We start from the raw sequence: 16,410 nt of genomic DNA on the forward strand, positions 1-16,410 counted from the left end.
CTATGGACCTGTTCGAAACCCTGGCCCGCCAGCCGCTGGCCTACCAATGTGTCGCCCTGTTGCTTGGCCTGATTGTGGGCAGCTTCATCAATGTGCTGGTGCATCGCCTGCCGATGATGCTGGAGCGCCAATGGCGCAGTGAGGCCCGCGAAGTGCTGGAGCTGCCCAACCCGGCCGAGCCACGTTTCGACCTGATGCTGCCCCACTCCCACTGCCCGCACTGCCAGCACCGCATCCGCGCGTGGGAGAACATCCCGGTGCTGAGTTACCTGTGCCTGCGCGGGCGCTGTTCGGCCTGCAAGGCATCGATCAGCCCGCGTTACCCGCTGGTAGAGCTGGCCTGCGCAGGGCTTGGCCTGTTCGCGGCCTGGCATTTCGGCTTCAGCGCCAGCGCGGCGGCGTTCACGCTGTTGAGCTGGGGCTTGCTGGCAATGAGCCTGATCGATATCGAGCATCAGTTGCTGCCCGATGTGCTGGTGCTGCCGCTGCTGTGGCTAGGCCTGATACTCAATGCCTTCGAGGTGTTCGTGCCGCTGGACCAGGCGCTTTGGGGCGCCGTGGCCGGCTACCTGAGCCTGTGGACGGTGTACTGGCTGTTCAAGCTGGTTACCGGCAAGGAGGGCATGGGCTATGGCGATTTCAAGCTGCTGGCCATGCTCGGCGCCTGGGGCGGCTGGCAGATCCTGCCGCTGACGCTGCTGCTGGCCTCGCTGGTGGGCGCGCTGCTGGGCCTGGTACTGCTGCGCCTGCGCAACCAGCAGGCGAGCACGCCGATTCCGTTTGGGCCCTATCTGGCCATTGCGGGCTGGATCGCGCTGCTCTGGGGTGGTCAAATGACCACTTCCTATCTGCAATTTGCCGGACTGCAATGACCACACCCGCCTTCACACCCTGGATTCTCGGCCTCACTGGTGGCATCGGCAGTGGCAAGAGCGCCGCGGCGCAACGCTTCATCGAGCTGGGCGTGCACCTGGTGGATGCCGACCAGGCCGCACGCTGGGTGGTCGAGCCCGGGCGCCCGGCGCTGGCCAGCCTGGTGGAGCATTTCGGCCCCGGCGTGCTGCAAAGCGACGGGCAACTGGACCGCGCCGCCCTGCGCCAGCTGATCTTCAGCGACCCGGCGCAACGCCGCTGGGTGGAAGCCCTGCTGCACCCGCTGATCGGCCAGGAGATCTTCAGCTACCTGGCCAAGGCCGAGTCGCCCTATGCGGTGTTCGTTTCACCGCTGATGGTGGAGTCGGGCCAGTATCAGCGCACCCAGCGCCTGCTGGTGATCGACGCGCCGCAGGCCTTGCAGATCGAACGTACACTGCAGCGCGACCAGACCAGCCCCGAACAGGTGCAGGCCATTCTCAAGGCGCAGACCAGCCGCGAAGAGCGCCTGCGCCATGCCCACGACGTGATCGTCAACGACCGCGACCTGGCCTGGCTGCATTCGGAGGTCGACCGCCTGCATCACTTTTACCTGACTTTGCGTGGAGGCCAACCATGAGCCAACCCCTGACCGTAGACTGCCCGACCTGTGGCGCTCCTGTTGAATGGAGTGCCACAAATACCTATCGGCCATTCTGCTCCGACCGCTGCAAGCTGATCGACCTGGGTGCCTGGGCCGCTGAAGAGCACAAGATTCCGGTGGCACCGGATGCCGAAGACGAGCTGTTCTCCGGCGACTTCAACCCGCGCGAACACTAACTGCGCGGTTCGTCGTCCTTCCACGGGGCCTGCAGGTAGCGGGTCCGGTTGAAGGTTTCCAGCCACTCGGGGCAGAACACCACCAGCGCACTGATTACCATGCCGTTGATGAAGGCCTCGGGGAAGATGATCAGCCACAGGTAGCCGATGAAGTCCGACAGCCATTCGGGCATCACGAAGATACCGTCCAGCCACAGCCAGCCAAGGCTGGCCAGCAGGCACAGCAAGGTCGCCAGCGCGGCGGCGAAAAAACCCGAACAGAAGATGTACACGAACAGGTTTTTAGGCTGTGCGCGCTCCACCAGTATGGCCACCCCCTCCGTCACCAGCACCGGCAGGCCAATCAGCAGCAGGCCGTTGACGCCCATCGCCGCCAGGTCCTGACGCCCCAGCGCCACCAGCCCCACCTGCGCCACCAGGCCACCGACGATTGCCAGCGGCCAGTCCAGCAGCAGGGTCACGGCGGTCATGCCGATGAAGTGGTACGACACGCCGGTGTCGAAGTCGCGGCGTACCAGCCACAACGCGAACAGCGCGAAGATGGTGCCGAACAGCAGGTGCTGGCGCCGCCGGTCGGTGAACAGCTCGACCCACGGCGCGCGCCACACCGCCCACAGCAGCAGCGGCACGTAGCACAGCCAGCCCAGCAGCAGGCTTTGTTCCGATAACACTTGTGCGCCAATCACGGCTGTCTGCCCCTTGTGTGCATTGCGCCCGACGATGGCTCATTCTACACACCGTTCCACGGCCTGTTGCCGCCATCCACCGGGCCTGGAATGCAGCGTTGTCATGATTTGGGCGCTAAGCTTGTGCCCATGGATGACTCAGACTACCTGCGCCTGCTAACCATTCAGGCCGAACAAGCCAATGCGTTCCTGTCCAATGCCCGCAAATGGGAGCGCGAGCGTTGGGTATGCCAGCGCCTGCTGCAAGGCCTGAACATTCCCTACCGCAGCGAGGACTTCACCGCCGCCGGTCAGGAACCACCCGACGTGCTGTTTCGCGATGCCGCCTTCGAGGTGTTCTTCGTGCTCGACGAAGGGCGCCGGCTCAACGACGAATGGCGCGAAGAACTGCAGCGCCGGCGCAGCGCGTTCTCCCTCGCGCAGCTGGTAAGGCGCGAGGCCCGGCCGCGACGCATCAGTGCGCAGGAGCTGCTGCAGCGCCTGGCGCCCACCCTGCGCAAGAAGTCGCACAACTACCGCGAACGCAACCTGGACCTGGGCGAACTGGACATCATTGCCTTCGCCAGCCTCAAGCGCGAAGTGCTCGACCTCAACAGCCACTTCCCGCCGCCCACAGAATACCTGCGCCAGGGCTGGCGCTCGCTGTCGCTGGTGGGCCCGACCTTCGCCCGGGTGCTGTTCGCCCACCCCGATGCGCCGGATTTTCTGCGCGCCAACCTGGGGCGCAGCATCGTCTTCGATGTGGGGATCAGCCTGTGATCGCTGCCCCCTGCCAAAGCGGGATGGCATAAATGCGGCGCGGGTGATACAAAGCGCAATCATTCGCTGTCACGAGCGCTTCGATCCCCCAGGTAAGCCTTTGGCGACGGACTACAGTGAACACTGTAGCGTTCCCACAGTCACATGCGTCTACCTGACGAGGCCTCCATGACCAGCCGCCTGAACCCCGAAGACCAGCGACGAGTCGATGAATACCTGCGTGCCCCCCAACACCAAGTCGAGCGCAAGCCTTTCAGGCCATGGCTGCTCCTTGCTCTGGTGGTGGGCGTGACGATCAGCCTTGGCCTGTTGAGCCGCCTCCTGAGCCACCTGGTGCTATGAGCTGCCTTGCGCTCGCCCAAACCGCCCGCCCTGCGCGGCCGGCCACTCAGGACCCAACCCAGAATTCCGCAAACCTTATGAGATATCCCCATGACTCACCGTATCGTGATTGTCGGCGGCGGCGCCGGCGGCCTGGAACTGGCGACCCGCCTGGGTAAGACCCTGGGCAAGCGCGGCACCGCCGCGATTACCCTGGTCGACGCCAACCTGACCCACATCTGGAAGCCGCTGCTGCACGAAGTGGCGGCCGGTTCGCTCAATTCCTCCGAAGACGAGCTCAACTACGTGGCCCAGGCCAAGTGGAACCACTTCCAGTTCCAGCTGGGGCGCATGAGCGGCCTGGAGCGTTCGAGCAAGCAGATCCAGCTGGCCGCCACCCTCGACGAGGACGGCCGCGAGCTGCTGCCGGCGCGCACCCTGGCATATGACACGCTGGTGATCGCGGTGGGCAGCAACACCAACGACTTCGGCACCCTGGGTGCGGCGCAGCATTGCCTGTTCCTCGACACCCGCAAGCAGGCCGAGCGCTTCCACCAGCAGTTGCTCAACCACTACCTGCGCGCCCACGCCGGCGACCTTGCCAGCGAGAAGATCAGCGTGGCGATCGTGGGTGCCGGTGCCACCGGCGTGGAGCTGGCGGCCGAGCTGCACCATGCCGCCCACGAACTGGCCGCCTATGGCCTGGACCGCATCCAGCCCAAGGACATGCAGATCACCCTGATCGAGGCCGGCCCACGGGTGTTGCCGGCGCTGCCCGAGCGCATCAGCGTGCCGGTGCACAAAACCCTGGAAAAACTCGGCGTGACTGTGCTGACCAACGCGTCGGTGAGCGAGGTCACCGCAGACTCGCTCAAGACCGCCAACGGCGAGGTGATCCACGCCAGCCTCAAGGTGTGGGCGGCCGGTATCCGTGCCCCGGCGTTCCTCAAGGACATCGACGGGCTGGAAACCAACCGCATCAACCAACTGGTGGTGCGCCCTACCCTGCAGACCACCCTGGACGATGACATCTTCGCGTTCGGCGACTGCGCCGCCTGCCCGCAGCCGGGCAGCGACCGCAATGTGCCGCCGCGCGCCCAGGCCGCCCACCAGCAGGCCTCGCTGCTGGCCAAAGGGCTCAAGGCGCGCCTGGAGGGCAAGCCGTTGCCCACCTACGCGTACCGCGACTACGGCTCGCTGGTTTCGCTGTCGCGCTTCTCGGCAGTGGGCAACCTGATGGGCAACCTCACCGGCAGTGTGATGCTCGAAGGCTGGCTGGCGCGGATGTTCTATGTGTCGCTGTACCGCATGCACCAGATGGCGCTGTATGGCACCTTCCGCACGCTGATGCTGATGCTCGGCAGCCGTATCGGCCGCGGTACCGAACCCCGCCTCAAGCTGCACTGACGGCTACCCCCGTCCGCCCCGGCGTCCTGCCGGGGCCGGATGGGCGCCAGGCCACTGGCGTGCGGTTGACCCGGAGCGAACTGTATTTCGACGAGGCGCGGATGCGTGCACTACAGCCCCCTGCAGGAGGTACTGGGCATAGGCAGTACCGCCAGCTGGCTGCACATGCGCTAAACCCTGCGCAAACGAAAAAGGGCACCTTTTGCAAGGTGCCCTTTTTCTGAAGATGGTCGGGGTAAGGGGATTCGAACTCCTGACATCCTGCTCCCAAAGCAGGCGCGCTACCGGACTGCGCTATACCCCGGTAAAAAAAAGACACCGATTAAGGTGCCTTTTTTAATGGCTGGACGCTAATGGCGTACCAACCTTTTAAGATTCAAACCCAGCGAACCGGATTCAAAAATGGTGGGTCGTGTAGGATTCGAACCTACGACCAATTGGTTAAAAGCCAACTGCTCTACCAACTGAGCTAACGACCCAAATATGGTCGGGGTAAGGGGATTCGAACTCCTGACATCCTGCTCCCAAAGCAGGCGCGCTACCGGACTGCGCTATACCCCGGTTTGAAATTTGGCTCCGCGACCAGGACTCGAACCTGGGACCCAATGATTAACAGTCATTTGCTCTACCGACTGAGCTATCGCGGAACTATCAATTTCAAGTACAACTTGCTGCAATTTCGAAAACTGTATCGCTACCGCTTCGAACTCTTCGACCTTGTGCATCGCTGCGTTCATGTCTCTGAGGCGCGCTATTCTACAATCTTCAAAACCCTTGTCAACCCTTAATTTGCATTCAACACACTGATTTGCAACTTTTTTTCAGATTCCCACTTCTGCCGGAAACCTGCGGGGTGACATACAGCGGGGCGCACTTTACAAGCACTCGAAGCAAAATGCAAAGAAAAAAGGCCTCGAAAATCGAGGCCTTAGCGTAACCCGCCGAAAACTCAGGCAAAGACGATCTCTTCGCCCTCCAGCTTGGCGGTGATGCTGCTGCCGGGCATGAACTGACCCGACAGAATCAGTTGCGCCAGCGGGTTCTCGATCCAGCGCTGGATCGCCCGTTTCAGCGGCCGTGCGCCATACACCGGGTCGTAACCGACCGCGATCAGCTTGTCGAGGGCCTCGGGGCTCAGCTCCAGGCTCAGCTCGCGTTCGGCCAGACGGCTGCGCAGACGCGACAGCTGGATCTGGGTGATACCGGCGATCTGGTCGCGACCCAGAGGCTCGAACACCACCACTTCGTCGATACGGTTGACGAACTCGGGGCGGAAATGCGAACCCACCGCGTCCATCACCGCAGCGCGCTGCGCCTCGCGATCACCCACCAGTTCCTGGATCTGTGCCGACCCCAGGTTGGAGGTCATCACGATCACCGTGTTGCGAAAGTCCACGGTACGGCCGTGACTGTCGGTCAGGCGACCGTCTTCAAGCACTTGCAGCAACACGTTGAACACGTCCGGGTGGGCCTTCTCGACCTCGTCCAGCAGCACTACCGCATAGGGTTTGCGCCGCACGGCTTCGGTCAGGTAGCCGCCCTCTTCGTAACCCACGTAGCCTGGCGGTGCACCAATCAGCCGCGCCACGGAATGTTTCTCCATGAACTCGGACATGTCGATACGCACCATGGCCTCTTCGGTGTCGAACAGAAACTCGGCCAGCGCCTTGCACAGCTCGGTTTTACCCACACCGGTAGGGCCCAGGAACAGGAACGAACCACTTGGCCGGTTAGGGTCGGACAACCCGGCCCGCGAACGACGCACCGCGTTGGCCACGGCCACCACGGCCTCTTCCTGGCCGATCACGCGCTGGTGCAGCAGGCTTTCCATCTTCAGCAGCTTCTCGCGCTCGCCTTCGAGCATCTTGGATACCGGGATACCGGTCCACTTCGACACCACCTCGGCGATCTCTTCCTCGGTCACCTTGTTGCGCAGCAGCTGGTTTTCGGCCTTGCCGTGCTGGTCGACCATCTGCAGGCTGCGCTCCAGGTCCGGGATCACCCCGTACTGCAGCTCGGCCATGCGGCTCAGGTCGCCCTTGCGGCGGGCGGTTTCCAGCTCCTGACGGGACTGCTCGATCTTTTGCTGGATCTGCGCAGAGCCCTGCACTTCGGCTTTTTCCGAGGTCCAGATCTCTTCCAGGTCGGAGTACTCACGCTCCAGCCGCACGATCTCCTCGGTCAGCTTCTCGAGGCGCTTGAGGGCCGCCTCGTCGTCTTCCTTCTTCAGCGCCTGGGATTCCACCTTCAGTTGAATCAGGCGACGCTCAAGACGGTCGAGCACCTCGGGCTTGGAGTCGATCTCCATGCGGATGCGGCTGGCCGCCTCGTCGATCAGGTCAATGGCCTTGTCGGGCAACTGACGATCGGTGATGTAGCGATGGCTGAGCTTGGCCGCGGCAATGATCGCGCCGTCGGTGATCGCCACCTTGTGGTGCACCTCGTAACGCTCCTTGAGGCCACGCAGGATGGCGATGGTGTCTTCCTCGCTCGGCTCCTCTACCAATACCTTCTGGAACCGACGCTCCAGCGCCGCATCCTTCTCGATGTACTGGCGGTACTCGTTCAGCGTGGTGGCACCGACGCAGTGCAGCTCGCCGCGCGCCAGCGCAGGCTTGAGCATGTTGCCGGCATCCATCGAGCCTTCGCCTTTACCGGCGCCGACCATGGTGTGCAGCTCGTCGATGAACAGGATGATCTGGCCTTCCTGCTTGGACAGCTCGTTGAGCAGGCCTTTGAGGCGCTCTTCGAACTCGCCGCGGAACTTGGCGCCGGCAATCAGCGCGCCCATGTCCAGCGACAGCAGGCGCTTGCCCTTCAGACCATCGGGCACTTCGCCATTGATGATGCGCTGGGCCAGGCCTTCGGCGATGGCAGTCTTACCCACGCCAGGCTCACCGATGAGCACCGGGTTGTTCTTGGTACGGCGTTGCAGCACCTGGATGGTGCGACGGATCTCGTCGTCACGGCCGATCACCGGGTCGAGCTTGCCGTCTTCGGCACGCTTGGTCAGGTCGACGGTGTACTTGTCCAGGGCCTGACGCGATTCCTCGGCGTTGGGGTCGTTCACCGCTTCGCCGCCGCGCAGGTTGCTGATGGCGTTTTCAAGCGCCTTCTTGCTCACGCCCTGGCCGAGCAGCAACTTGCCGAGCTTGCTGTTCTCGTCCATGGCCGCCAGCAGCACGAGCTCGCTGGAGATGAACTGGTCGCCCTTCTGCTGGGCCAGGCGGTCGGCCTGGTTGAGCAGGCGTGCCAGGTCCTGCGACATGTTGACGTCGCCGGTAGGGTTCTGGATTTTTGGCAACTGGTCGAGTTCTTTGCCCAGTTCCTTGCGCAGGCTGTTGACGTCGAAGCCCACCTGCATCAACAGGGGCTTGATCGAACCACCCTGCTGGTCGATCAGCGCCTGCAACAGGTGCGCAGGCTCGATCGCGGGGTGATCCATGCCAACCGCCAGGGACTGGGAGTCGGATAACGCCAGTTGCAGCTTGCTGGTCAAACGGTCTATTCGCATAACTTACCTTCCTTTAATGGGCAGGCCGGAGCGATGGACACACCTGATGAAGAAAAACCTGCCTGAGATACCCCTATAGATAAGGGTGATTGTGGAAGATTCAAGCGTAGCGGGCTTGATCCAGGTCAGCGAGGCGCCAGCCAGATCAGCGAAGCGAAGCGCCCGGTAACGGGGCTGCGACGGTAGGAATAGAAGCGTGGGTCGCTCACGGTGCACAGGCCGCCGCCATACACGGCAGTGATGCCACGGGCCGCCAGGCGAATGCGCGCCAGTGCATAGATGTCGGCCATGAACTTGCCGGGCTGCGCCCCCGCCACGAAGGCGCTGGCACTTTCCGGATGAACGGTCATGAAGGCTTCGCGCACTTCGCCGCCCACCTCGAACGCCTGGGGCCCGATGGCCGGGCCCAGCCATACCAGCACCTCGCTGGCCGGGACGCCCAGCGCATCGAGCGTGGCCTCCAGCACACCGCCCACCAGCCCGCGCCAGCCGGCATGGGCAGCGCCCACGCGGGTGCCGGCACGGTCGCAGAACAGTACCGGCAGGCAGTCGGCGGTCATGGACGTGCAGGCGATGCCGGGGGTGCTGGTGCAGCTGGCGTCGGCTTCGGCAACCCGCGCCGGGTCGGCCTCGACCACATCGATGCCGTGCACCTGCTTGAGCCAGGCAGGCTGGATGCCGAACTGCGCGGTCAGGCGCCGACGGTTCTCGGCCACTGCGGCCTGGGCGTCACCGACGTGGTCGCCCAGGTTCAACGAATCGTAGGGCGCCAGGCTCACGCCGCCGCCCCGGGTGGTGACGCACGCCTTGACCCAGGCTGGCGCAGGCCAGTCGGGGGTCAGCAGGTGGTGCGTCAGCGGGCTCATCCGACGAAGGCCTCGCGGTCCTGCTTGAGCAGCGACAGCAGCCATACGAAGTCGTCCGGCAGGGACGACTCCCAGCCCATGCGCTCACCGGTCACCGGGTGATCCAGCTCCAGGAAGCGTGCGTGCAAGGCCTGGCGCGGGAAGGTCTTGAGCGCGTCGACCATGGTCACGCTGGCCGCCGGCGGGATGCGGAAGCGCCCGCCGTACACCGGGTCGCCGACCAACGGGAAGTTGACGTGGGCCATGTGCACGCGGATCTGGTGGGTACGCCCGGTTTCCAGCTTGACCCGTACGTGGGTGTGCGAGCGGAAGCGTTCGAGCACGCGATAGTGGCTGACGGCCTGCTTGCCACCCTCCATCACCGCCATGCGCTGGCGCTGCTGGCCGTGACGACCGATCGGGGCGTTGATCTTGCCGCCTGCGGTAACCACGCCGATCACGATGCATTCATAGATGCGGCTGACGCTGCGACTTTGCAACTGGGCTACCAGCTGGGTCTGCGCCTGAATGGTCTTGGCCACCACCATCAGACCGGTGGTGTCCTTGTCGAGGCGGTGCACGATGCCGGCGCGCGGCACGTTGATGATGTCCGGCACGTGGTGCAGCAGGGCATTGAGCAGGGTGCCGTCGGCATGACCGGCAGCCGGGTGCACCACAAGCCCGGCCGGCTTGTTGATGACCAGGATGTGCTCGTCTTCGTAGACGATGTCCAGTTCGATGTCCTGCGCCACCCACTCGCCCTGGGCTTCCTGCTCGGCGTCAAGCGCCAGCAGAGCGCCGCCATGGACGATGTCGCGCGGACGCACGACGTTGCCATCGACGGTCAGTAGGCCTTCTTTGATCCAGGCGGAAAGGCGCGAGCGCGAGTGCTCGGCAAACAGTTGGGCGGCGACTTGGTCGAGGCGTTGCCCGCCCAATTCGGACGGTACCTCTGCGCGAAGTTCAATTTTCTCGGACATGCTCGAATCAGGCGGAGGCACAGCCTTTGGTTTCAGCTGCACGCTTGTGGTTAAATACGGCGTCTTTTGCCCCGAGGGTTCCAACGGGGTGCTCATCATAACAGGACGGCCTCGCCCAAGACAGCAGCCGTCATAGGGACGCAAGCCGCCATGCAAGTGAAACACCTGCTGCTGATCGCCATCCTCGGACTCACCGCTGCTTGTTCTTCGAAGGAAGTCGTCGACGAAAACCTCAGCGAAACCGAGCTGTACCAGCAGGCGCAGGCCGACCTGGACAACCACAGCTATACCAGCGCCACCTCCAAGCTCAAGGCCCTGGAGTCGCGGTACCCGTTCGGCCGCTATGCCGACCAGGCGCAGCTGGAGCTGATCTACGCGAACTACAAGAACGCCGAGCCCGAGGCTGCCAAGTCGGCGGCCGAGCGCTTTATCCGCCTGCATCCGCAGCATCCGAACGTCGACTACGCCTATTACCTCAAGGGCCTGACCTCGTTCGACCAGGACCGCGGCCTGCTGGCGCGCTTCCTGCCGCTGGACATGACAAAGCGTGACCCGGGCGCAGCGCGTGACTCGTACAACGAGTTCGCCCAGCTCACCAGCCGCTTCCCCAACAGCCGCTACGCGCCGGACGCCAAGCAGCGCATGATCTACCTGCGCAACCTGCTGGCCTCCTACGAGATCCACGTGGCCGACTACTACCTGACCCGTCAGGCGTATGTTGCCGCGGCCAACCGTGGCCGCTACGTGGTGGAAAACTTCCAGGAAACCCCATCGGTCGGTGACGGCCTGGCGGTGATGACCGAAGCCTACATGCGTCTGCACCTGGACGAACTGGCAGCCACCAGCCTGGAAACCCTGAAACTCAACTACCCCGATCACCCGAGCCTGAAAGACGGCCAGTTCGTGCCGCAGCAGGACGAGGCGGACAACCGCTCGTGGCTGTCCAAGGCCACCCTGGGCCTGATCTCCAGCGCGCCACCGCTGCCGCCAGGCCAGACCCGCGCCAACCAGGACGTGCAGAAGCAGTACCAGGACGCCAAAGACGCGATCCCACAGGAACTGCTGCCCAAGGACGAAAATGGCGACGTGATCGAAGAAGAAAACCACGAAGCCGAAGGCAACAACGAAGACCGTTCGTGGTTCAGCTACATGACCTTTGGCGTATTCGACTGACACGCCATACGGTGAATGAAAAAGGGAGGCCCGATGGCCTCCCTTTTTTGTTGCCAGGCCCTAAACTGGGGGCTCTTCATTCGACAAAGCTGGACACCATGGTTCGCCTAATTCTCTGGATTGCCCTGATTGCTGCTGCGTTCTGGTTGTGGCGCAAGTTCAAGGCCGGCATTGCTGCCGATACTCGCCCTACCCTCGATGACCCGCTGAAGATGGTGCGCTGCGCCCATTGCGGCGTGCACCTGCCCACCGACCGTGCCTTGCACCGGGGCCAGCTGTGGTATTGCAGCCCGGCGCATCTGGAGCAGGGGCCCAACGATACCCGCCAGGGCTGAGGGCCCTTCGCCGGCCAGGCCGGCTTCCACATGCCTGCTGTTACAGCAGGCGCGGCCCCGGCGCGTACGGCGCCGGGTCGATGATCGGCGCACGCCCCAGCAGCAGGTCGGCGAACAATCGGCAGGACGCCGGCGCCAGCACCAGCCCGTTGCGGTAATGCCCGCAGTTCAACCACAAGCCTTCATGCCCGGGCACCTGGCCGATGTACGGCACACCTTCCGGTGAGCCAGGCCGCAACCCCGCCCAATGCCCGACCGGCGTGGCATCGGCCAGCGCCGGCAGCAATTCGATGGCCGAGGCCTTCAGGCTCGCCAGCGCCGCTTCGGTGGGCGTCTTGTCATAACCTGCATGCTCCAGTGTGCTGCCGACCAGAATGTGCCCGTCACGCCGTGGGATCGCGTAGCGCCCCTTGGCCAGCACCATGCTCGGCAGGAAATCCTCCGCACACTTGAACAGGATCATCTGCCCTTTCACCGGCTCCACCGGCAGTTCCAGGCCCAGCGGGCGCAGCAGGTCGCCACTCCAGGCCCCCGCCGTAAGCACCACCTGATCGGCACGGATCGGGCCATCGACGGTTTCAACGCCGCAAATACGCTCGCCCTCGCGGCTGAACCCGGTGATTTCACAATGCTCGCGAAGGGTCACGTTCGGCAGGGCCTGCAACGCCGCCTTGAGCGACTTGACCAGGCGCGGGTTGCGCACGTTCGCCACACCCGCCATGTAGATGGCCCGCTCGAAACCCGGCCCCAGCACGGGCACCGCCGCATAGGCGCGGGCCACATCCACTGCACTCAACGGGCGCCCCTCGCGGGCCGCCCAGGCCAGCGCCTCGGCTTCATCGTCCAGGTCCAACCAGTACAGGCCGGTGGTATGCACCTCGGGGTCTACACCGGTGCTGGCGAACAGACGCTCGCCCAGCTGCGGATAGAAGTCCTGCGACCAATGCGCCAGCGCAGTAACCGCCGGGCTGTAGCGCCACGGGTACAACGGCGACACGATCCCGCCCCCGGCCCAGGAAGACTCCTGCCCGAGCGCGCCCTTGTCGCACACCACCACCTGCTCGACATCGGCCGCCAGGTTGAACGCAGTCAGCAGGCCGATCACCCCACCGCCGACAATCACTACTTGCTTGGTCATCTATTGGTCCAGTACCCGTATGAAAGACGTCAGTTACCCCAGCAGCCCCCGTCCGCCTCGTTGCTGGCACCGGGGTTGCCGCGCACACCCTGGTGATCGAGCTCGAAGTCGCCACAGGCGTCGCCGGCCATCAGCCCGCCGGCATGACGCCGGGCCAGCAGGCTGAAACCCTCGGCCTCGCGGCTGGCGTGCAGGCTGTAATGGCCTGTGCCGGGGGGCAACGGGGTGATCACGGCGTCGGTATCGGCATACTGGCCCGTGCGGGCGCGGTGGCGCTCCAGGTGCTGCGCACTGTCGAACAGCAGCCCCACGGCCTCGCTGCGTGCGGCTCTTTTCACCGTGTCGCGGTAGCTGGGGTAGGCAATGCCCGCCAGAATGCCGACCACGGCGACGACAATCAACAGTTCGATCAGGCTCAGGCCCTGATGAGTTCGCGGCATGTTGTGCGCCCCTAGTGGATCTGCCGCCACAAGATACGTTGCGCCGGCCACTCAGCCGACACCACTGGCTGCGCCAGAACGCTCTCCAGCACCACCCGCGCCTGCTGCTGACGCCCCACGGCAGTCACCCGAAGCAGCTGCACCTCAAGGCCGTCGGGCAGCCGCGCGGGGCGCGAGCTGTGGCCCAGGTTCTGTACCAGGAAGAAGCCAGGCCCTTGCGCCTGCCAGCCCAGCCCGGAGCTTGGCCCCGCCCCGCCCTGCACACCGGCGGCGCGTACCCTGGGTGCCTCTGGCGGCGGCAGGCAGTACACGCACGGGCCCGGTGGCTCAAGACCCGCCAGCACACGGGCCTCGGCGAGCCGCAACGTGGTTTCCGCCGCTTCGAACGCCTGCAATGCCATCACCAGGTTGCCGGCCATGCGTGCCTGCAAGGCGGCACTGTGCAGCACCGAAACACCCAGCAGGCCGCACAGCAGCATCAGCACCAGGCACACCAGCAGCGCCATGCCCCGTTGCAGCTTCATGGCAGGCGGTTACGTACGGCGGCGACCATCTGATAGGTTTGCGCGCGTACCCGTTCAGCAGGGTCGTCCAGGGTCAGGCGCAGGCGGATGCTGCGAATGCGCGAAGGGTCGGGCACCGCCGTCATCCAGGCCAGCTCACCGCCCTCGCCCGCCACGCCCAGGTCAATCTGCAGCCGGCTGACATGTTCGATCAGCACCGCGTGGCTGCCACCACTGGTGAGCAGCAGTTGCCCGTCCACCAGGCGATACACCTGCTGACGAACGGGCAAGGCGAACTGGTGTGGCCCGGGCAACCGCTCGCCTGTCTGCACCTGGGCGGTGCTCAGGCAGTCGGTGAGCAGCGTCCAGTTGGGCGGGCCACCGGCCTCCCCACCCTGCACGCCAACCAGGCTCAGGCTGCGCAGGGTGCCGTCAGGCTCGAGGCTGACACTGATCGGCAGGGCAAATGTCGCGGCAATGGCAGGATCGGCAAAGCTGATCGCCTCGCGCCGCAGGCAGCCGAATGCACCGGCCATGCGGATGTCACGGGCCATGCGCTGCAGCGCAAAGCGCGCATCCTCCTGCAGCTGCGCAAGTGCGCCCTGCGCCTGCCAACCCTGCAGCGCACCGATGAACAGACGGCTGCCGGCCAGCACCAGCAGCACGCCCAGGCTCAACGCGAGCAGCGCCTCGACCAGGCCGAAACCGGTGTCGCGCCTCATGGCTCCACCTGCCCCTGCACAGCAAGGCCACCGCCCTGCCAGTGCAGGTCGAGTGCGAGCCCATTGCCCGCCTGGCGCACCTGTGCCTGCGCGGACGCGCCGGCCACCTTCACCAGCTCGCGTTGCAAGGCGCTGGCCTCCCCCGCCCTCAGCCCGCCCGCAGCGCGCGCGCCTTCGAGCAGGGCCTGGGCCAGGTACAGCGCCTGGGTGGTACGCAGCGCGCCGTCGGTGCCGTGCAACGCCCGCCCTTGCAGCGCAGCCGCCGCCATTACCCCCAGTGACAGCACCAGCAGCGCCATCATCACTTCGATCAGGGTCATGCCCTGCTGCAGCCTCCTGGCCATGTGCGCCTCCTGCGAAATTTCCCCATGTGATTGCCTACCCGGCCGACTGGACGCCCAACCGAGCGGCACTGAATCTACAGAGAAGCACTTCCAGGGAGGGATGCACGATGGGGCAACAGGGCGTAACACTGATACAAATGATGTATGCGCTGGGGCTGATCGCGGCGCTGACGCAGTTAGGGCTGCCGGCCTACAGCGCCATGAGCGTGAGCCTACAGCGCGAGGCCAGCGCGCAGAACCTTGCCCAGGCCTTGCGCAGCGCCCGCAGCGAAGCCCTGCTGCGCAATCAGCGAGTCAGCCTGACGGCCCTTGAGGGCGACTGGAGCAAGGGATGGCGAATGAGCGCCGACGATGAAGGCTTGCTGCACGAGTACCGTGCCAGCGGGAAGGTTCGTGTGGTGGGCAATCAGCCGCTGGCGCGGCAGGTGCATTTCAGCGGGCTGGGGGTACCGCTGCAGGCGGGCGGTGCGTTCCAGGCCGGGACCCTGCACGTGTGCGAAAGTCCTGGAACCCGGAGCCTGCATCAGGTGGTGCTGTCACGCACCGGGCGGGTCAGCCTGCGCCACCTCGCCACCGATCAGCCGCTGTGCGCGGCCGCCGGGTCAGATCAGTGAACGCACCCGCAGCTCCTTGGGCATCGAGAACGTTACATTCTCTTCGCGACCATCGAGCTCGTCGGCACCTGTGGCGCCCCATTCCTGCAACTGCGCGATCACACCACGCACCAGCACTTCGGGGGCGGAGGCGCCGGCGGTGATGCCGATACGCTCGACACCGTCGAACCAGCTGCGCTGCATGTCTTCTGCACCGTCGATCAGGTAGGCCGGGGTGGCCATGCGCTCGGCCAGCTCACGCAGGCGGTTGGAGTTGGAGCTGTTCGGGCTGCCCACCACCAGTACCACGTCGCACTCGTCAGCCAGTTGCTTGACCGCATCCTGGCGGTTCTGGGTGGCGTAGCAGATGTCGTCCTTGCGCGGCCCGCCAATGCTGGGGAAGCGCGTGCGCAGCGCATCGATGACACGGCTGGTGTCGTCCATCGACAGGGTGGTCTGGGTCACGAAGGCCAGGCGTTCGGGGTCACGAACCTGCAGGTTGGCGACATCTTCTTCGTCTTCGACCAGGTAGATCGAACCGCCATTGCTGGCGTCGTACTGGCCCATGGTGCCTTCGACCTCGGGGTGCCCTTCGTGGCCGATCAGGATGCATTCCTTGCCATCGCGACTGTACTTGGCCACCTCGATGTGCACCTTGGTCACCAGCGGGCAGGTCGCGTCGAAGACCTTGAGGCCGCGCCCCGCCGCTTCCTGGCGCACGGCCTGGGAAACGCCGTGGGCACTGAAGATGACGATGACGTCATTGGGCACCTGGTCGAGCTCTTCGACGAAGATCGCCCCGCGCGCGCGCAGGTCTTCGACCACGAACTTGTTGTGCACCACTTCGTGACGCACATAGATCGGCGGGCCGAACACCTCGAGGGCGCGATTGACGATTTCGATCGCCCGGTCCACGCCGGCGCAGAAGCCGCGTGGGTTGGCGAGTTTGATCTGCATG

19 protein-coding genes and 4 tRNA genes are annotated in these 16,410 nt (G+C 64.7%); 9 read left to right on the top strand and 14 right to left on the bottom strand.

Annotated elements, in window-relative coordinates:
* Positions 1-2: 2 nt before the first annotated feature.
* Genes DN388_RS03665 through yacG form a run of 3 tightly spaced genes read left to right on the top strand, consistent with a single transcriptional unit; the run spans position 3 to position 1,692 of the window.
* The gene (locus DN388_RS03665) at positions 3-872 is read left to right on the top strand and encodes an A24 family peptidase (RefSeq protein ID WP_254996755.1); all 870 of its coding nucleotides are present in this window, start codon (positions 3-5) and stop codon (positions 870-872) included.
* Positions 869-1,492: a dephospho-CoA kinase gene (gene coaE / locus DN388_RS03670; RefSeq protein ID WP_123752881.1), complete on the top strand. Its 624-nt coding sequence runs from the start codon at positions 869-871 to the stop codon at positions 1,490-1,492. The genes DN388_RS03665 and coaE overlap by 4 nt, the downstream gene beginning before the upstream one ends.
* Entirely contained in the window at positions 1,489-1,692 is a 204-nt protein-coding gene (gene yacG / locus DN388_RS03675) for a DNA gyrase inhibitor YacG (RefSeq protein WP_043860325.1), read from the top strand. The genes coaE and yacG overlap by 4 nt, the downstream gene beginning before the upstream one ends.
* Here the strand turns inward: yacG and DN388_RS03680 are convergent.
* On the bottom strand, positions 1,689-2,378 hold the full coding sequence (locus tag DN388_RS03680) for an energy-coupling factor ABC transporter permease (protein WP_254996759.1): 690 nt from the start codon (positions 2,376-2,378) through the stop codon (positions 1,689-1,691). The two genes, yacG and DN388_RS03680, sit on opposite strands and share 4 nt — an antisense overlap.
* 129 nt (positions 2,379-2,507) lie before the next feature.
* On the opposite strand from DN388_RS03680, the gene DN388_RS03685 reads away from it, so the two are divergent.
* The 3 genes from DN388_RS03685 (at position 2,508) to DN388_RS03695 (ending at position 4,865) form a co-directional block, all read left to right on the top strand.
* Positions 2,508-3,137 carry a DUF1780 domain-containing protein gene (locus DN388_RS03685; protein ID WP_043860323.1) on the top strand — a complete coding sequence of 210 codons (630 nt, stop codon included), beginning with the start codon at positions 2,508-2,510 and terminating at the stop codon, positions 3,135-3,137.
* 168 nt (positions 3,138-3,305) lie between these two features.
* Complete coding sequence (locus DN388_RS03690) at positions 3,306-3,479, top strand: DUF3094 family protein (RefSeq protein ID WP_043860322.1); 174 nt, start codon at positions 3,306-3,308, stop codon at positions 3,477-3,479.
* A gap of 90 nt (positions 3,480-3,569) precedes the next feature.
* Positions 3,570-4,865, top strand: a complete 1,296-nt coding sequence (locus DN388_RS03695; protein ID WP_236176793.1) for an NAD(P)/FAD-dependent oxidoreductase — start codon at positions 3,570-3,572, stop codon at positions 4,863-4,865.
* A gap of 227 nt (positions 4,866-5,092) precedes the next feature.
* Here DN388_RS03695 and DN388_RS03700 read toward each other — a convergent pair.
* From DN388_RS03700 to rluD, 7 genes are all read right to left on the bottom strand, one after another.
* A tRNA-Pro gene (locus tag DN388_RS03700) sits at positions 5,093-5,169 on the bottom strand.
* Positions 5,170-5,268: 99 nt separating this feature from the next.
* A tRNA-Lys gene (locus tag DN388_RS03705) sits at positions 5,269-5,344 on the bottom strand.
* Positions 5,345-5,349: 5 nt separating this feature from the next.
* Positions 5,350-5,426: transfer RNA gene (locus DN388_RS03710), tRNA-Pro, on the bottom strand.
* A gap of 10 nt (positions 5,427-5,436) precedes the next feature.
* Positions 5,437-5,512: transfer RNA gene (locus tag DN388_RS03715), tRNA-Asn, on the bottom strand.
* Positions 5,513-5,814: 302 nt separating this feature from the next.
* On the bottom strand, positions 5,815-8,379 hold the full coding sequence (clpB, locus tag DN388_RS03720; RefSeq protein ID WP_043860320.1) for an ATP-dependent chaperone ClpB: 2,565 nt from the start codon (positions 8,377-8,379) through the stop codon (positions 5,815-5,817).
* A gap of 125 nt (positions 8,380-8,504) precedes the next feature.
* Entirely contained in the window at positions 8,505-9,245 is a 741-nt protein-coding gene (gene pgeF / locus DN388_RS03725) for a peptidoglycan editing factor PgeF (RefSeq protein ID WP_213606307.1), read from the bottom strand.
* Positions 9,242-10,204 carry a 23S rRNA pseudouridine(1911/1915/1917) synthase RluD gene (rluD, locus tag DN388_RS03730; protein WP_043860318.1) on the bottom strand — a complete coding sequence of 321 codons (963 nt, stop codon included), beginning with the start codon at positions 10,202-10,204 and terminating at the stop codon, positions 9,242-9,244. The genes pgeF and rluD overlap by 4 nt, the downstream gene beginning before the upstream one ends.
* A gap of 150 nt (positions 10,205-10,354) precedes the next feature.
* On the opposite strand from rluD, the gene DN388_RS03735 reads away from it, so the two are divergent.
* Both DN388_RS03735 and DN388_RS03740 read left to right on the top strand, forming a co-directional pair.
* Positions 10,355-11,377 carry an outer membrane protein assembly factor BamD gene (locus tag DN388_RS03735; protein ID WP_043860317.1) on the top strand — a complete coding sequence of 341 codons (1,023 nt, stop codon included), beginning with the start codon at positions 10,355-10,357 and terminating at the stop codon, positions 11,375-11,377.
* A gap of 98 nt (positions 11,378-11,475) precedes the next feature.
* Entirely contained in the window at positions 11,476-11,712 is a 237-nt protein-coding gene (locus tag DN388_RS03740) for a PP0621 family protein (protein WP_254996768.1), read from the top strand.
* Between the two features lie 40 nt (positions 11,713-11,752).
* Here DN388_RS03740 and thiO read toward each other — a convergent pair whose 3' ends face one another.
* Genes thiO through DN388_RS03765 form a run of 5 tightly spaced genes read right to left on the bottom strand, consistent with a single transcriptional unit; the run spans position 11,753 to position 14,859 of the window.
* The gene (thiO, locus tag DN388_RS03745) at positions 11,753-12,850 is read right to left on the bottom strand and encodes a glycine oxidase ThiO (protein ID WP_100633437.1); all 1,098 of its coding nucleotides are present in this window, start codon (positions 12,848-12,850) and stop codon (positions 11,753-11,755) included.
* A 29-nt stretch (positions 12,851-12,879) separates the two neighbouring features.
* Positions 12,880-13,290, bottom strand: a complete 411-nt coding sequence (locus tag DN388_RS03750) for a type IV pilin protein (protein WP_254996770.1) — start codon at positions 13,288-13,290, stop codon at positions 12,880-12,882.
* An 11-nt stretch (positions 13,291-13,301) separates the two neighbouring features.
* On the bottom strand, positions 13,302-13,814 hold the full coding sequence (locus DN388_RS03755; RefSeq protein WP_254996772.1) for a PilX N-terminal domain-containing pilus assembly protein: 513 nt from the start codon (positions 13,812-13,814) through the stop codon (positions 13,302-13,304).
* The gene (locus DN388_RS03760; protein WP_254996774.1) at positions 13,811-14,515 is read right to left on the bottom strand and encodes a PilW family protein; all 705 of its coding nucleotides are present in this window, start codon (positions 14,513-14,515) and stop codon (positions 13,811-13,813) included. Before DN388_RS03760 ends, DN388_RS03755 begins: the two co-directional genes overlap by 4 nt.
* Positions 14,512-14,859 carry a prepilin-type N-terminal cleavage/methylation domain-containing protein gene (locus DN388_RS03765; protein WP_254996776.1) on the bottom strand — a complete coding sequence of 116 codons (348 nt, stop codon included), beginning with the start codon at positions 14,857-14,859 and terminating at the stop codon, positions 14,512-14,514. Before DN388_RS03765 ends, DN388_RS03760 begins: the two co-directional genes overlap by 4 nt.
* 137 nt (positions 14,860-14,996) lie before the next feature.
* On the opposite strand from DN388_RS03765, the gene DN388_RS03770 reads away from it, so the two are divergent.
* Complete coding sequence (locus DN388_RS03770) at positions 14,997-15,473, top strand: GspH/FimT family protein (protein WP_229589858.1); 477 nt, start codon at positions 14,997-14,999, stop codon at positions 15,471-15,473.
* Here DN388_RS03770 and ispH read toward each other — a convergent pair.
* Entirely contained in the window at positions 15,462-16,409 is a 948-nt protein-coding gene (ispH, locus tag DN388_RS03775; protein ID WP_043860310.1) for a 4-hydroxy-3-methylbut-2-enyl diphosphate reductase, read from the bottom strand. The two genes, DN388_RS03770 and ispH, sit on opposite strands and share 12 nt — an antisense overlap.
* Position 16,410 lies beyond the last annotated feature (1 nt).

It is taken from the genome of Pseudomonas sp. S12(2018) (genome assembly GCF_024355235.1).
Taxonomy (GTDB): Bacteria; Pseudomonadota; Gammaproteobacteria; order Pseudomonadales; family Pseudomonadaceae; genus Aquipseudomonas; species Aquipseudomonas palmensis.

Bases quoted from the DNA above. Each gene is read 5' to 3' on its own strand.
- DN388_RS03665 (WP_254996755.1), top strand. From the start codon at position 3: ATGGACCTGTTCGAAACCCTGGCCCGCCAGCCGCTGGCCTACCAATGT.
- thiO (WP_100633437.1), bottom strand. From the start codon at position 12,850: ATGACCAAGCAAGTAGTGATTGTCGGCGGTGGGGTGATCGGCCTGCTG.
- DN388_RS03755 (WP_254996772.1), bottom strand. From the start codon at position 13,814: ATGAAGCTGCAACGGGGCATGGCGCTGCTGGTGTGCCTGGTGCTGATG.
- DN388_RS03750 (WP_254996770.1), bottom strand. From the start codon at position 13,290: ATGCCGCGAACTCATCAGGGCCTGAGCCTGATCGAACTGTTGATTGTC.
- clpB (WP_043860320.1), bottom strand. From the start codon at position 8,379: ATGCGAATAGACCGTTTGACCAGCAAGCTGCAACTGGCGTTATCCGAC.
- yacG (WP_043860325.1), top strand. From the start codon at position 1,489: ATGAGCCAACCCCTGACCGTAGACTGCCCGACCTGTGGCGCTCCTGTT.
- DN388_RS03690 (WP_043860322.1), top strand. From the start codon at position 3,306: ATGACCAGCCGCCTGAACCCCGAAGACCAGCGACGAGTCGATGAATAC.
- DN388_RS03695 (WP_236176793.1), top strand. From the start codon at position 3,570: ATGACTCACCGTATCGTGATTGTCGGCGGCGGCGCCGGCGGCCTGGAA.
- rluD (WP_043860318.1), bottom strand. From the start codon at position 10,204: ATGTCCGAGAAAATTGAACTTCGCGCAGAGGTACCGTCCGAATTGGGC.
- DN388_RS03685 (WP_043860323.1), top strand. From the start codon at position 2,508: ATGGATGACTCAGACTACCTGCGCCTGCTAACCATTCAGGCCGAACAA.
- DN388_RS03770 (WP_229589858.1), top strand. From the start codon at position 14,997: ATGATGTATGCGCTGGGGCTGATCGCGGCGCTGACGCAGTTAGGGCTG.
- DN388_RS03740 (WP_254996768.1), top strand. From the start codon at position 11,476: ATGGTTCGCCTAATTCTCTGGATTGCCCTGATTGCTGCTGCGTTCTGG.
- pgeF (WP_213606307.1), bottom strand. From the start codon at position 9,245: ATGAGCCCGCTGACGCACCACCTGCTGACCCCCGACTGGCCTGCGCCA.
- DN388_RS03760 (WP_254996774.1), bottom strand. From the start codon at position 14,515: ATGAGGCGCGACACCGGTTTCGGCCTGGTCGAGGCGCTGCTCGCGTTG.
- DN388_RS03765 (WP_254996776.1), bottom strand. From the start codon at position 14,859: ATGGCCAGGAGGCTGCAGCAGGGCATGACCCTGATCGAAGTGATGATG.
- coaE (WP_123752881.1), top strand. From the start codon at position 869: ATGACCACACCCGCCTTCACACCCTGGATTCTCGGCCTCACTGGTGGC.
- ispH (WP_043860310.1), bottom strand. From the start codon at position 16,409: ATGCAGATCAAACTCGCCAACCCACGCGGCTTCTGCGCCGGCGTGGAC.
- DN388_RS03735 (WP_043860317.1), top strand. From the start codon at position 10,355: ATGCAAGTGAAACACCTGCTGCTGATCGCCATCCTCGGACTCACCGCT.